The 14,002-nt window shown below is 38.3% G+C and carries 10 protein-coding genes and 1 pseudogene; 4 read left to right on the forward strand and 7 right to left on the reverse strand.

The window, feature by feature from the left end; all coding sequences use genetic code 11:
- Positions 1 to 165: 165 nt before the first annotated feature.
- Positions 166 to 2,547, reverse strand: a complete 2,382-nt coding sequence (gene ppsA, locus H4J61_RS13590) for a phosphoenolpyruvate synthase (RefSeq protein WP_182185411.1) — start codon at positions 2,545 to 2,547, stop codon at positions 166 to 168.
- A 250-nt stretch (positions 2,548 to 2,797) separates the two neighbouring features.
- Here ppsA and H4J61_RS13595 point away from each other — a divergent pair, with 250 nt between their 5' ends.
- Together H4J61_RS13595 and H4J61_RS13600 are read left to right on the forward strand one after the other, a co-directional pair.
- Positions 2,798 to 3,607, forward strand: a complete 810-nt coding sequence (locus tag H4J61_RS13595; RefSeq protein ID WP_182136805.1) for a pyruvate, water dikinase regulatory protein — start codon at positions 2,798 to 2,800, stop codon at positions 3,605 to 3,607.
- Positions 3,608 to 3,735: 128 nt separating this feature from the next.
- Positions 3,736 to 4,788, forward strand: a complete 1,053-nt coding sequence (locus H4J61_RS13600; protein ID WP_182185412.1) for a 3-deoxy-7-phosphoheptulonate synthase — start codon at positions 3,736 to 3,738, stop codon at positions 4,786 to 4,788.
- A 245-nt stretch (positions 4,789 to 5,033) separates the two neighbouring features.
- Here H4J61_RS13600 and H4J61_RS13605 read toward each other — a convergent pair whose 3' ends face one another.
- Together H4J61_RS13605 and H4J61_RS13610 are read right to left on the reverse strand one after the other, a co-directional pair.
- On the reverse strand, positions 5,034 to 6,617 hold the full coding sequence (locus H4J61_RS13605; protein ID WP_182185413.1) for a cytochrome-c peroxidase: 1,584 nt from the start codon (positions 6,615 to 6,617) through the stop codon (positions 5,034 to 5,036).
- Positions 6,618 to 6,914: 297 nt separating this feature from the next.
- Positions 6,915 to 7,139, reverse strand: a pseudogene (locus H4J61_RS13610) (ATP-binding protein); the annotation flags it as partial.
- 49 nt (positions 7,140 to 7,188) lie between these two features.
- Between H4J61_RS13610 and H4J61_RS17985 the strand changes: the two are divergent.
- A complete protein-coding gene (locus tag H4J61_RS17985) occupies positions 7,189 to 7,428 on the forward strand; it encodes a hypothetical protein (RefSeq protein WP_259363332.1) in 240 nt (79 codons plus the stop codon).
- 267 nt (positions 7,429 to 7,695) lie between these two features.
- Here H4J61_RS17985 and H4J61_RS13620 read toward each other — a convergent pair whose 3' ends face one another.
- Entirely contained in the window at positions 7,696 to 8,259 is a 564-nt protein-coding gene (locus H4J61_RS13620; protein ID WP_310649945.1) for a sugar O-acetyltransferase, read from the reverse strand.
- Between the two features lie 471 nt (positions 8,260 to 8,730).
- On the opposite strand from H4J61_RS13620, the gene H4J61_RS18160 reads away from it, so the two are divergent.
- Positions 8,731 to 9,096 carry a phage integrase N-terminal SAM-like domain-containing protein gene (locus tag H4J61_RS18160; protein WP_404852068.1) on the forward strand — a complete coding sequence of 122 codons (366 nt, stop codon included), beginning with the start codon at positions 8,731 to 8,733 and terminating at the stop codon, positions 9,094 to 9,096.
- Between the two features lie 6 nt (positions 9,097 to 9,102).
- Here the strand turns inward: H4J61_RS18160 and H4J61_RS13630 are convergent, their stop codons facing one another.
- The 3 genes from H4J61_RS13630 to H4J61_RS13640 form a co-directional block, all read right to left on the reverse strand.
- Positions 9,103 to 9,576, reverse strand: coding sequence for a GNAT family N-acetyltransferase (locus tag H4J61_RS13630; protein ID WP_220461268.1), 474 nt, complete (start codon positions 9,574 to 9,576; stop codon positions 9,103 to 9,105).
- A gap of 620 nt (positions 9,577 to 10,196) precedes the next feature.
- Positions 10,197 to 12,464, reverse strand: a complete 2,268-nt coding sequence (locus tag H4J61_RS13635; RefSeq protein WP_182136809.1) for a TonB-dependent receptor — start codon at positions 12,462 to 12,464, stop codon at positions 10,197 to 10,199.
- An 89-nt stretch (positions 12,465 to 12,553) separates the two neighbouring features.
- Positions 12,554 to 13,765, reverse strand: a complete 1,212-nt coding sequence (locus H4J61_RS13640; RefSeq protein WP_182136810.1) for a phosphopentomutase — start codon at positions 13,763 to 13,765, stop codon at positions 12,554 to 12,556.
- Positions 13,766 to 14,002: the final 237 nt, after the last annotated feature.

The raw sequence follows: 14,002 nt of genomic DNA on the forward strand, positions 1-14,002 counted from the left end.
ATATCACGGCATATTGTCAATTTGATCAGTTAACAAAAAAAGCCTAAGAACTTTTTTATCATCGTCATGATAAAAAGCACCTAGGCTTGATTCAATGTAAAAGTAATGTAAACCCGCGCTACTTGAAGTCAACCTCAAGTAGCAGGTTTGTACCCGTATAAAAGGCTATTTATTTTTATTATGCTGTTCTGCTAAATATAACCAGGTAGGTAAAACAGTATCAGGGTTCAGTGATAAACTTTCAATGCCCTTTTCAACTAACCATGCAGCAAAATCAGGGTGATCTGACGGACCTTGACCACAAATACCGACATATTTCCCACGTGCCTTACAGGCGTTAATCGCCATTTCTAACAAAATTTTAATCGCAGGATCTCGTTCATCAAACAAATGAGCCACTAAACCAGAGTCACGGTCTAAACCTAAGGTTAATTGCGTTAAATCATTAGAGCCAATAGAGAAACCATCAAAGTAGTCTAAAAATTGATCGGCTAGTAAAGCATTCGATGGTAATTCACACATCATAATAATACGCAGTCCATTTTCACCACGTTTTAAACCATGCTCTGCTAGAATATCAATAACTGCAGCGGCTTCGCCCAGGGTGCGAATAAATGGGATCATAATCTCAACATGGGTCATGTCCATGTCGTTACGTACGCGTTTAATCGCTTCACATTCAAGTGCAAAACAATCTCTAAAATCTTTCGATATATAACGTGAAGCACCACGGTAACCTATCATAGGATTTTCTTCTTCTGGCTCAAAACCTTCGCCACCGACTAAGTTTGCATATTCGTTTGATTTAAAATCAGACATACGCACAATAACTTTTTCAGGCGCATAGGCTGCAGCTAAAGTAGAAATACCTTCAGTTAGCTTAGCAATGTAAAATTCAACGGGGTTGTCATAACCGGCAATAATCTCGCGAATTTCTTCTTGAAGTTCTGCTGATTGTTCGTCAAAGTTCAAGAGTGCTTTGGGATGAACACCAATCATTTTATTAATTATAAATTCTAAACGCGCCAAACCAATACCGGCATGTGGCAAACGAGCAAAGGCAAAAGCACGATCCGGGTTACCCACATTCATCATTATTTTCAATGGTAACTCTGGCATTGAATCTACTTCTGAAGTGGTAACGGTAAAGTCCAATTGACCTTGATAAATAAAACCTGTATCACCTTCAGCACAAGAAACGGTGACTTCGTCACCTGTAGATATTTTACGGGTCGCATCACCGCAACCAACCACCGCTGGAATACCCATTTCACGGGCAATAATTGCGGCATGACAAGTTCTACCGCCACGGTTAGTCACAATAGCGGAAGCACGTTTCATAATAGGCTCCCAATCTGGATCCGTCATATCGGTAACTAACACATCACCCGGTAAAATTTTATCCATTTCAGCCAGTGAAGATAAAACTTTAGCTTTACCGCTGCCTATTTTATGACCAATTGAGCGGCCTTCACAAATAATGTTGGCGCTAGCTTGTAATTGAAATTGCTCCATCACATTAGCATTTTCACGGCTTTTAACTGTTTCTGGTCGCGCTTGTACAATGTACAACTTACCGTCTAAACCGTCTTTAGCCCATTCAATGTCCATAGCACGACCATAATGTTTTTCAATCACTACCGCTTGCTTCGCTAATTCTTCAACTTCTTGGTCTGTAAGAGAGAAAGTATCTGATTGCGCTTGATCAATATCAACAATTTCAACTTGTTTACCGTGTTCTGGATTATCAGCGTAAATCATTTTAATGGCTTTACTACCAATATTGCGGCGTACAACCGCAGGCTTACCTTTGGCTAATGTTGGTTTATGAACATAAAATTCATCAGGGTTAACCGCGCCCTGCACCACCATTTCGCCTAAACCGTAGCTTGACGTAATGAAGACTACATCTTCAAAGCCTGATTCAGTATCAATAGAGAACATGACACCACTAGAAGAAATATCACTGCGCACCATACGTTGAATGCCGGCAGAAAGCGCAACACCACGATGGTCATAACCTTGGTGTACGCGGTAAGAAATAGCACGGTCATTAAAGAGAGAAGCAAATACGTGTTTAATCGCGATCATTACCGCGTCTAAACCGCGAACATTGAGGAAAGTTTCTTGTTGGCCGGCAAAAGAAGCGTCGGGCATATCTTCAGCGGTTGCTGATGAACGTACAGCAAATGAAGCGTCATCGGCAAAGCCACCGACAAGTTTTGCATAAGCTTTTTCAATGTCTTGCTGCATATCAGGTAAAAATGGCGTCTCAATAACCCATTGACGAATTTTACCACCACACTCAGCTAAGGCATTAATATCACCAACATCTAAATCATCTAACAGCTGATAAATTTTGTCGTTCAGGCCGCTTTGCTCTAGAAATTCATTAAAAGCAAATGAGGTCGTTGCAAAACCACCCGGCACTTGCACACCAACATTTGAAAGATTAGAAATCATTTCACCCAATGATGCATTTTTACCGCCTACGCGATCTACATCATTCATGCCTAAATTTTCATACCAAAGCACATATTCTTGCACGACAACATCTCCAACAAATTAATAAAATTTAAGAAAGCAATTTTAAAATAGTCTAATAACCCGTAGACAAAAAATAGCCTAAAAATAGCTTTCTTAACGCTTTTATCAAAGTATGTTTCATTAAATGGTTTATTTCACGCTGCAGACATTTTACACTGCTAACCTTGAAACTAAAGCACTATTTGCAAGTTTTCACTCGGGACGATGGCATTATCCCCTATTCATCACAGCATAATATATAGGATTAACTATGCGAGCAGCTTTTTATATTTCTGACGGTACAGCGATCACATCTGAAGTTTTTGGTCATGCATTATTGTCACTTTTCCCAATGGAATTTGAACACGACACCATTCCTTTTGTAGAAACTAAAGAAAAAGCACTTGAGGCTTGCAAGCGGATAAATAAAGCGGCAAAGCGAACTGGCATACCGCCATTGGTTTTTCATACCTTCGTTAATCCAGATATTAGAGAGATTATCGACGGCTGCGACGGCATTATTTATAATTTTCTCGAACACTTTATTGCGCCACTTGAACAACAGCTTGGTCTCAAGGCTAAACCCAAAGCCCACAGAACACATAGTATTCATGAGAATAGTTATGACTATCGCATCGAGGCGGTTAACTATTCTATGGCAAATGATGACGGTTCAAATGTCACTAACTATGAGCATGCTGACGTAATACTGGTGGGTGTTTCCCGCTCAGGTAAAACACCAACAGCGCTTTACTTAGCTCTGCAATACGGTATCAAAGCAGCAAACTATCCATTTACTGACGATGATATGGACGAACTTAAAATACCCGCTTTTTTAAAAATGCATAAAAAGAAACTCTTTGGTTTAACCATAGATGCAGAACGTTTAGTCGATATTCGCGATGGTAGAATGGCCAATACTAAATACTCTTCAGCTCGCCAATGTCGCATGGAAGTAAGAGAAGTTGAAAAACTATATAAACAAGAAAAAATTCCGTTCCTAAATACCACTAAGCTTTCTATTGAAGAAATAACCGCAAAAATATTGTCGGAAACAGGTCTTCAGCGCTATAAATATTAGCTTAAGAGCATTTAGTTATATAATAATCTTAGAAAGCGGTTCACTTAACCAACTATTTTCGTTATGTTAGCGCGATATTATTATTGCGCTGCATAGCTATATGCAGGCTAACAAGTATTTGATAGCCCATGACCATAAAAACTGATGAATTTAGAACCACATTAATTGACAATTTAGTTTCTCCTGCTGAACTTGCTCAACAAATCCCACTTGACGATGAAACCGCGAATTTTATTATCAATAGCCGCAAGGATATTGAAGCCATTATCAAAGGTGATGATAAACGTTTACTGGTCATTATTGGCCCTTGTTCTATTCATGATACTGATGCGGCAATAGACTACGCTAAAAAATTAAAAGTCTTGCAAGAAAAATATGCTGATGACTTATTGATTGTTATGCGGGTGTATTTTGAAAAGCCACGCACAACAGTAGGTTGGAAAGGTTTAATCAGCGATCCTGATTTAGATAAATCATTCCAGGTCGCCAAAGGCCTCAACCTAGCACGTAATTTGCTACTGCAAATTAATAAATTAGGCTTAGCTGCCGGCACTGAATTTTTAGATATGGTTACTGGCCAATATATTTCCGATTTGATCAGCTGGGGCGCTATTGGCGCACGTACCACAGAGAGCCAAGTACATAGAGAACTCGCTTCTGCGCTTTCTTGCCCCGTTGGCTTTAAAAACGGCACCGATGGCAATATTCAAATTGCAGTTGACGCCATTAAAGCGGCCAGTGTTCCCCATGTACTTTATTCACCGAATAAAAGTGGTCAAATGTGTATTTATCAGACCCATGGCAACCCTTTTGCTCACGTTATTTTACGCGGCGGTAAAACACCTAACTATCAAGAAGAGTATATCAAGGCCACATGCGAAACATTGACTAAATCAGCATTAGCAGAAAAAGTGATGATCGATTGTAGTCATGGCAATAGCTATAAAGATCATAATAAACAAATGGATGTAGCACAATCACTGGCTGAGCAAATACAAGCTGGCAATCAGTCAATATTTGGCGTGATGATTGAAAGCTTTTTAGTTGAGGGTAATCAAAAAGTTGTTGCCGAGCAACCGCTTGTTTATGGACAAAGTATTACCGATAAGTGTATTAACCTAGATACCAGTGAAGAAATTCTCAGTGTTTTAGCAAATGCGATTAAAACAAGAATGTTATAGTGAGTACTTCACAAAATCTGCTAAAGGGTCAGTTAAGTCTCTGACTTAGCCTTTGGCTGCTTGCTTATTCATAGTCTGCCTATCCTAAACCTTAGTTGGGTATGAATGATAGGCAGTTACGCAGATTTTTTTACAAAGTTCTTTCTAAGTTATTCAAGCCTTATATTTAAGTAAATACTACTTAAATATAAGGTAATTACATCGACAGCACATTGCTTATTAATAACTCGCCGCACTTGATGCGCTTATAAATAATTACCCTGTGCATCAAGTGCATTGACTCGCAATGTATCAGGATTTGAGTCAGTCGCATCAGGTATCCACTTACTCAAGCATTCTCTGTCTTCAACACAAGGATCTGTTAGTACTTCCAGAAAAGCCAACAATGCTTCTACCTCAACATCGGTTAAACTAATATCCTCAATACTGGTGATACCATTCTCTCTGTTGGTCACCAGCTTATCAATCGCAAATTGAGTATTAGCCACCATATCAACCGCTTGAATATTCGGAGCTAATTGAGAGAAGTCATAGTTGTTCAATTCTTGTTGTGGATTTAAATGCGTGCGTATCGCTTGTTCAAGTGTTGCTGAACCTCCTGCATGTCCCCAAGGGCCTGTCGCAGTAACATTAAGTAGCGAAGGAGTTCTAAATGCATATTTGTCTTTTTCATCTCGCGTTTCACGGAATCGACCAAAGTCTTCCGTGCCAAAATCACCATCACCTTTACCTCGTCCTATCTGGGCCATACCGATGACATGAAAACTCTCATCGGTAAAAAAATCGCCTGAATGACAAGAACTACAGCTTGCACCACCATCTTGACGAGTATTAAAGAATAGCAATGCGCCACGTTTAGCGGTATCACTAATGGCAGAATCATCACCTTGCACATATTCTTTCCAGGGTGTTTCAACAAAAACCTGCGAACTTTCATACTCACCAATGGCATCAGTAATGTTATCAAACGTAATTAATTCTTCTGCTGTTCCGTCAGGAGTCGAAAAGGCTTTTTTAAATTCCGCTAACCAGTAATTAACAATTAACTTTCCACCTAAAGGATTACCATAATCTCCTAAACGTTGTTCTAAATTTTGTCTAACTTCAGTATTATTTGTCCCATCAAAAGTGGTGAAATTTTTCATTTCTTCTTTTGATGTCACCGGAAACCTAGCTTGAGCCACCACTAAATTTACACCCGCATTACTATCAATTTCACCAAAAGAAACATCTGGTGTGCGAATTCCTAAACCATCATTACCGCCCAATTTAGGCGTTTTTCCTAAGCTTTCAACTCGACCATCATGAAATAAAAAATTATCCCATAAAGCGATATTAAAGGTTGTTGGTGCGTTTCTAGGCACCGTGGGGCCGCCATCAAAATGTTCACCATTTGTACTATGAAATCGACCAGGACCTAACAAATCATCCACTTCAGCATCAACACCGATCGGTAAAACAAGATCATCACCACCGCCTAGCATAGGATGATGACAGGTAACACAGGCAGAATCGAGATCACCACCTAAACTTTTGGTAAAAAAGAGTTTCATACCTAACTGAGCTTTAGGTTCCTCGATATCAGGTAATGTTCTTCCTGTACTAGGGTCTCCTGTCAAGTTTTGTGTAACAATGATTGCTCTAATATCCGCATCTAGGGTCGATACAACTAGAACAGGAGGAGGAGGAGGGATTAAAACTTTCTCAGGCTCTTTATCATTACAACCCGCTACAAGTATTGATAGCACAAGAAACAAGGAGTTGTTTTTTAGGCGTGTGTTTTTTGAAAAACGATTTATTATTAAACGAAATTTATGTCTATGATTCATATTGAGTTCTCGACTTCTATTAAATATTATTATTTAGTTATTTATTTAATTTAAATTGTAATTAACTAAAAATTAGTTAATTACAAAGCTATCGACGATTTTATAAACTACCATGAGATATTTCAGGCTGTAAAATAAGCTGATGTTCATGGGTATTGCTTTGCACGTCAAAGTAACCCACCATTTGCATGGAAAAGTGATCCACCCTAGCAGTCATATTATTACCTTTTATTTCATTTTACTTCTAGTTGTTTCTAGTTATTTCTCATTGTTTTTTTGAACTGATTCTTTAAATGGTTAACTATCATTACCTGTTTCGATTATATGACAGTGTTGAGTTAGCCTATCGAGTAGTGCCCTTGTTCTTTTTACATCGCTAAACACTTTCAACCATTACGTAAAATTCAAGTTAGGTGTGGTGATAATGCTTGATTTTTCATAGAAAAAGCTCAGTAAATCGAACAATAATCCACCTTCTGCCTGACTAAAGGGTAGATAACCAAGTTCATCCAACACGATTACTCAGCATTAAAAGTGCTGCTTATAGGCATTGAACAGTTAGATAAAAGAGATGTACACAAAACAAAAAGACAAGGCTATTTTTGATGATTCACCAGGAACCGGCCCACAACTTGCTCCACGTTTATTAGTGGCTTCTGGTCATAATCGAGAGCGTTATAATGATGTTTCTGAGCTTCAAAAGTATACGGTTATTGCTTTTGTTATTGTTATTGTTATTGAACGCAATGGCAGAGAAACGGACACATTGGCGATATACTTGTCTTACTTTGTTAAGACAAATCTTAGTTGAATGGGCCGGTGTTTCGATACGACATTCATTCTTGGCAAAGGCTTATTATGAGCAAAAAAACTAAGGGTAAGCTGCATAATAGTATCATAAAGTCGTTGTATTTAAGTGGAGAAGGATAATCATTCGGTGCTGAAAAACCAACACGCTGTATGATGAATCAACATACTTGGCAGCACTAAAACAAAGAGGCTCACCGCCATTAACATTTGCAATAAATAATAGTTGATTTGTTACTAGCGGTCCACCTCAGGCCATGTTGTGAGTAAATTACACCGTAATTTTGATCTGTTTAATTACCTTCGCAGGATTACCACCGATGACAATATTGCTACCAAAGCTCTTTGTAACTACAGCTCCTGAAGCAACAACTACGTTATCGCCTAAAGTCACTCCAGGATTAATTGTCGCTTGCCCCCCAATCCAGCAGTTATCTCCAATAGTAATTGGTTTGGCAAGCTCTAATCCGCTAATTCTCTCAATTGGGTCTAAGGGGTGGGTTGCAGTATAAATACCTACTTGTGGCGCAATCATACAATTGTCACCAATTCGAACTTCTGCTACATCCAAAATAACGCACGCAAAGTTAACGTAAAAATTTTCTCCAACGTGAATGTTAGAGCCGTAATCACAGTTAAATATTGACTCAATATGTATATTTTTACCTGTACTGCCGAATAAAGACTTTAATAATTTAGTTCTTACCTGCAAATCTGCTATGGAGGTTTGATTCAATTTTTCTGTCGTTAGGCGAGCATTTAATCTCATTTCAACAAGTTCTTTATTGCTAGGGTCATACAACTCCCCTGCTAGCATTTTTAACTTCTCTGACACTTGATCAATCTCCTTGAGTTGCATAACAGCTTATTAGCGAGCATTTCAGTTTAAAACAAAATACTCAAACAATTTTTTCCATGTGTAAGTTACTTTTTATCAATTATTTTAATACGTTACCAGTAATTATTTACCTTCTCAAACCAAAGCTCATTTGGAGAAAGTGAGCATTGGTATATGTGCGACCTTACACAACTCGCTATGTAATATTTCTAATTGATTTATTTTTTGTAAAATAATCAATTAAGGGATCATTCTTTAATATTCGTGCCGCTTAAAAAATTACATAACGTGCCATCACCTTACGTTTTCATATAAAAATAATGGTAACTGTGTTGGATATACCGCTACCATTTTAGGTTAAATAAAATGGGAAATTCTCCTTTTTTAGAACGAGTTCGAACTGAACTTCTAACCAGACGGTATAGCTTAAGAGCTGAGAAAGTTTATTTACATTGAATTAAGACTTTTATTCTTTTCAACGATAAAAAGCATTCAGAAGATATGGGGAATAATGAAATTAAAAGGTATCTGAATAACCTTACTGTAAATCGACAAGTCAGTGCCGCAACTCAGAACCAAGTATTATGTGCCAATATATTTTTGTTTAGATATATCGTCAATCGAGATATTACTGACTTACGTTATTCTTTTACAAAGCTTGAGAAAGCCATGCCAACGGTACTAACACATGAAGAAGCAACAGCTATTATTAGCAAATCAACTTCAACACAAAAGCTAATCGCATCTATATTATACGGGTGTGGCTTTGCTAAGAGGCAAATGATAGTTGGCTATAATGCGCGAAGAAAAGTCGACTATCATTTGTTCGTTTGAGCAAATTTATATACTTACATTTCGCGCAATCATTAAAACTTCATCATCAGAATAAAGGTTTTTAATGGTGGCCTCAATTTCAGCGCCTAAAGTACTTTTATATAATTGCTGAGCGAAATTATCTGCACCTGTTGTTACTAAAATATGCTTAAGTGTTGAACCATTCGATAACAATTGCTTTTTAAGTAAAGGGAGTGATTTCATTATTAATTGACGACCATGCCCCTGACCTTGGGAAACAGGTAATATAGCTAATTGTTCAAGTTCAATAACCGCTTCAGGACGAAAACCACTTTTTTGTCCCCATGTTATATAACCAACAATTTTGCCATCCTTTTCCCCGACAAAACTTAAAACTCTAGGAAAAGCATTAAAGCTACATTGCATCCATTCAAATGAATGTTGTTGCCTGACGAAAGCTAGTTTATGAACATTAGCAACGCTTTCTAAATCATTTTTCCCCATGAATCTAATTTTCATACAAAGAGCCTAATTTGAATAAATATAGACACAATGACTTCCCACGAGGTGCTAGCCTCCAAACGTGGGTTAGTTATACAAAACAGAGCCATAATATATGTGTCAACAATATAAAACAGAGGCTAGCATGATTAAACATAACATACTTTTTATCGGCTTAGACACTCACAAGTCATTTACTCAGGAACAATCAGGAATGGTAGGTCTATGCCTACTGCAGGCTCAAACTTGCCGTTACTTACTCAAAAGCTTATGTCTCTTTCGAGGCAAAAGTAATCAACAGAAGATAATCTCATTGATTGGTAATATAGCATTACGGATGACGAGTAGACTTTGCATTCACTCTACTTGAAAAACCGCCCATAAATGAGCATACCGAGAATATTCTCATTCACGACGAGATTAACCAACATTTTTCAACACGTTAATATGAAGTACTATTTAGAGTAATTAATATACTTAATTAAAGGCTCTACTCAATTTTACATCTTACTGAGTAAATTAGAATTCGAAAAAATCAGACTTACTGTAAATCCTGTGCATAAAAAAGCCAGTAATCAAAATGATCACTGGCTTTTTTTATGTTGATTTTTTAAACTATTTTAAAGCTACCTTGCTTATTAATAGAAGTTAGCCTTAAATTCAACACCCCAAAAGCGAGGTTCATTAACAAAACCTGTTAAGTTGTTGAAATCGATAGCACCTGTAAGTTTCTCTTCATCAGTAATATTACGACCAAAAACAGCTACTTCGTATTCTGCGCCATCTGAGTACCATTCGTAACCAACACGAACACCACCTTCTAATAATGCATCACCGGTAAACTCTGTTGACTCGTATAAGAAGAAGTTAACTTCGCTGCGGTAAGACCAATCAGTGTAAACATAAAGTTGACCTTCACCCATCTCTTTCGTCCAACGGGCCGCTAAGTTTGAAATCCACTCAGGCGATTGTGGTAATGAGTTACCATCAATCAAGGCTAAACCGTCACTATTTAATGGTGAAGTTACCGTACAACCACCGCCACAACCAGGTACAGCAACATTGCTATCTTGCAATTCTGTGTGGTTATAACTTAGGCTAGCTGTTAACGCTAGGTTGGGGGTAATAAAGTATTCTGAGTCAAGTTCAAAACCATAACCTACTGATTTATCTGCATTGAGTAAACTTGCTACGTTACCCGTACCACCAACAGCAGTTAGCTGCTGGTCGTTAACAACGTAGTAATATACTGAGCCATCAACGCGAGCGGTGTTTTCTAAAAATACTGATTTGAAACCTGTTTCTACAGAATCTACTGTTTCAGAATTTGCTGTCGTTGAATTTGCCGAGAATAATAAGCTACGACCTTGAATGCTTGGCGCACGGTAACCGCGAGCTAAACGTGCATAGACGTTAGTTTCATCATTTAGTGTGTAAGTAGCACTTAAGTCACCACTGACTTGTGAGTCTTGCACATTATTACTTTCAGAAAAACTTGGCGCACCAAATGGTGACTGAACTAGTTGACCATCCCAGTCACGTTTATCATCTGAATAGCGTAAACCACCGTTGATGTTTAACTGATCAGAAACTTCATAATCAAGTGACGCAAAAACTGCCCACGCTGAAGTTTTCATTTGTTGTGTCGCAATACCATCTTGAACACCGCCGCCTAAGGTATTAAAACTTAAATTATTAATCGTTAAGTCTTCATCAAATAAGAAATAACCGAATTGATAATCTAACTTACCTAAATCGTTACTCGCGATACGTATTTCTTGGGTCAGTTGCTTATGATCTGGCATTTTAGCGCCAGTTTCAGAAGGGAAAGGAATAAAACCAGGTCCCATATAATTATCTAAGAATGCAGCACCGTAACCACCATCAATATCGCCTACTGAAAACATTTCAGCTGACTCATAACCAGTTACAGATGTTAAGGTATGACTACCCATATTGTATTCAATTTTTAAGCTAGCGCCTTTCATATCAACCGTTTGGTTATTACGAACAGCCGCATCTTGAAATACAGTTTCGCGGTCAAAATCATCAATTAAGTCATTAGTGCCAGGTTTAATGATATTGGCTCTGAAAACGCGTGAATCGGCTTGAGCATCACGATAATGATAGTTAAACAACGCAGAAAAGTCGTCATTTGGTTCCCATAATAGTTGCAAACGACCTGCAGTTTCAGCGTAACCGCCTAATTGATCTTCTTGCTCAAAACCGGGTGCTTTGTTGTCAATCCAATCATCACGGTCTTGTTGTAGTAATGCGATGCGTGCTGACAAAGTATCGGTTAAGCCACCACCAACAGCAACACGAAAATCAGTGCTACCAAAACTACCATATGAGCCAGAAATATTGGCATCAAAGTCTTGTGTTGGTTTTTTCGATTCTACTTTCACAATACCCGCTGGGGTATTACGACCAAATAATGTACCTTGAGGACCACGTAAAACTTCTACGCGTTCAATGTCGAACATTGGCATACCTTTAGTTAAGGCATTTTCTAATACAACGTCATCATAAATCAATGAAACGGGTTGTGATGCTAGCAAATCAAAATCTGTATTACCTAAGCCACGAATGTAAAAACGTGGGAACGTACGTCCAAAAGAAGACTCGATTAATAAGCTCGGCACTTTTGCAGACAGTGCTCTAACATCCATCCCTGAAGAACCTAATACTTCAAGTTTTTTAGCGGTAAGTGCTGATACTGAAATCGGCACATCTTTTATGTTTTCAGTACGCTTACGCGCGGTTACTTCAATAACTTCAACGCCGACAGCATCACTTTTATTAGCATTTTCTTGCGCTACAGCAGCGGTAGATGCGCCTGCACCACACGCAAAAATAGCCGCATTGACGCAAAGCGCGAGCGACGTTTTATTAAAAACATTCATTAAGTACTCTCCCAAGAACTGTTTATGTTTTGTGTAAAGATTTTATTAACCTGACATTCTATATTGAATGTCAGGTTATTAGTGTTGTTTCATAGCTCAAGATCAGACAAAAAGCTTGTACCATAAGGCATCTTATCTAATTTAAATAATTCTGCGATGGTTTGACCAATATCTGCAAAGGTACTACGTTCGCCAATATTAACAGATCGTATCTGTTTGTGGAATGCAATAACAGGTACATATTCACGTGTATGGTCATTACCATGCCAAGTTGGGTCACAACCATGATCTGCGGTTAAAAAAAGTACATCATTTTCATTCATAGCCGCAACCACTTCGGGTAAACGCTGATCAAAATTCTCTAATGCCAAAGCGTAACCTATCGGATCACGGCGATGGCCGTAGTCTTGGTCAAAATTGACTAAATTAGTAAATATCAGGCTATTGTCTTGTGCCGTATTGATATGTGAAATGGTCGCATCTAATAAAGCATCAATACCCGTGGCTTTAGTTTTTTCACTAATACCTTGGTGTGCATAAATATCGGCAATTTTACCTACACTGATGACATAGCCACCTGCTTGGGTAAAGGTGTCTAATACTGTGGGTGCTGGCGGTAAAATAGAATAGTCGCGTCGATTACCCGTTCGGGTAAAATTTTCAGGGCTGCTGCCAATAAAAGGTCTGGCGATAACACGGCCAACATTTCTGTCAGCAAGTAACTCGCGCACTGTTTCACAATATTTATAGAGGTTATCCAAACCAAAGTGTTCTTCATGAGCCGCCACCTGAAACACGCTGTCAGCTGAGGTATAACAAATAGGCAAGCCAGTGTTAATATGCGCTTGCCCTAGCTGGTTAATAATATCGGTACCTGATGCATGACAATCGCCTAAAATACCCTTATAGCCAGTGGCTTGATTGATTTTTTCAATCAAATCAGCGGGAAAGGCGTTACCTTTTTTTGGAAAGTAGTCCCAATCAAATAATACGGGCACTCCCATCATTTCCCAATGGCCACTTGGCGTGTCTTTACCTGTACTGATCTCAGCCGCATAACCATACGCACCCTGCACAGGTGCTTGCTTTGCCACAGGGAAACTAGCTTTACCCGCTTCAAAAGCGGCTTGCACTAAGCCCATTTTTGCTAAATTAGGTAATTTAATTTCACGTTTTTCGTGCTGATAAAAATGTCGTGCTAGGTTAGCAAAAGTATTGGCACTGATATCGCCAAAGTCTGCCGCATCGGGCGCATGCCCAATACCAAAACCGTCGATTACTAAAACTATTGCTCTTGCCATTTTAATTTCCCGTTATTAGATCGTTGCATTTTAACAAATTCTTCAAATTTATCCTCGTTTATAGCGATAAATTTCATGACCAAATGGTCAGCATGTGGTACTTTACCAAGCAATAAATTATAGACAATAGATATTTTATAAATATTTAAGGCACAGAACACCCTTTTGCCTAAATTTTAATGAATTTCAATATAATTAGTTCATAATATGAATGCGTTGACTTATTCACAACAGCAT

It is taken from the genome of Colwellia sp. MB3u-4 (genome assembly GCF_014077065.1).
Lineage (GTDB): Bacteria > Pseudomonadota > Gammaproteobacteria > Enterobacterales > Alteromonadaceae > Cognaticolwellia.

What these genes read in the sequence shown, in the direction of transcription:
- H4J61_RS13595 (WP_182136805.1), top strand. Translation starts at nt 2,798, where the DNA reads ATGCGAGCAGCTTTTTATATTTCTGACGGTACAGCGATCACATCTGAA.
- H4J61_RS13600 (WP_182185412.1), top strand. Translation starts at nt 3,736, where the DNA reads ATGACCATAAAAACTGATGAATTTAGAACCACATTAATTGACAATTTA.
- H4J61_RS13605 (WP_182185413.1), bottom strand. Translation starts at nt 6,617, where the DNA reads ATGAATCATAGACATAAATTTCGTTTAATAATAAATCGTTTTTCAAAA.
- H4J61_RS17985 (WP_259363332.1), top strand. Translation starts at nt 7,189, where the DNA reads ATGTACACAAAACAAAAAGACAAGGCTATTTTTGATGATTCACCAGGA.
- H4J61_RS13630 (WP_220461268.1), bottom strand. Translation starts at nt 9,576, where the DNA reads ATGAAAATTAGATTCATGGGGAAAAATGATTTAGAAAGCGTTGCTAAT.
- H4J61_RS13635 (WP_182136809.1), bottom strand. Translation starts at nt 12,464, where the DNA reads ATGAATGTTTTTAATAAAACGTCGCTCGCGCTTTGCGTCAATGCGGCT.
- H4J61_RS13640 (WP_182136810.1), bottom strand. Translation starts at nt 13,765, where the DNA reads ATGGCAAGAGCAATAGTTTTAGTAATCGACGGTTTTGGTATTGGGCAT.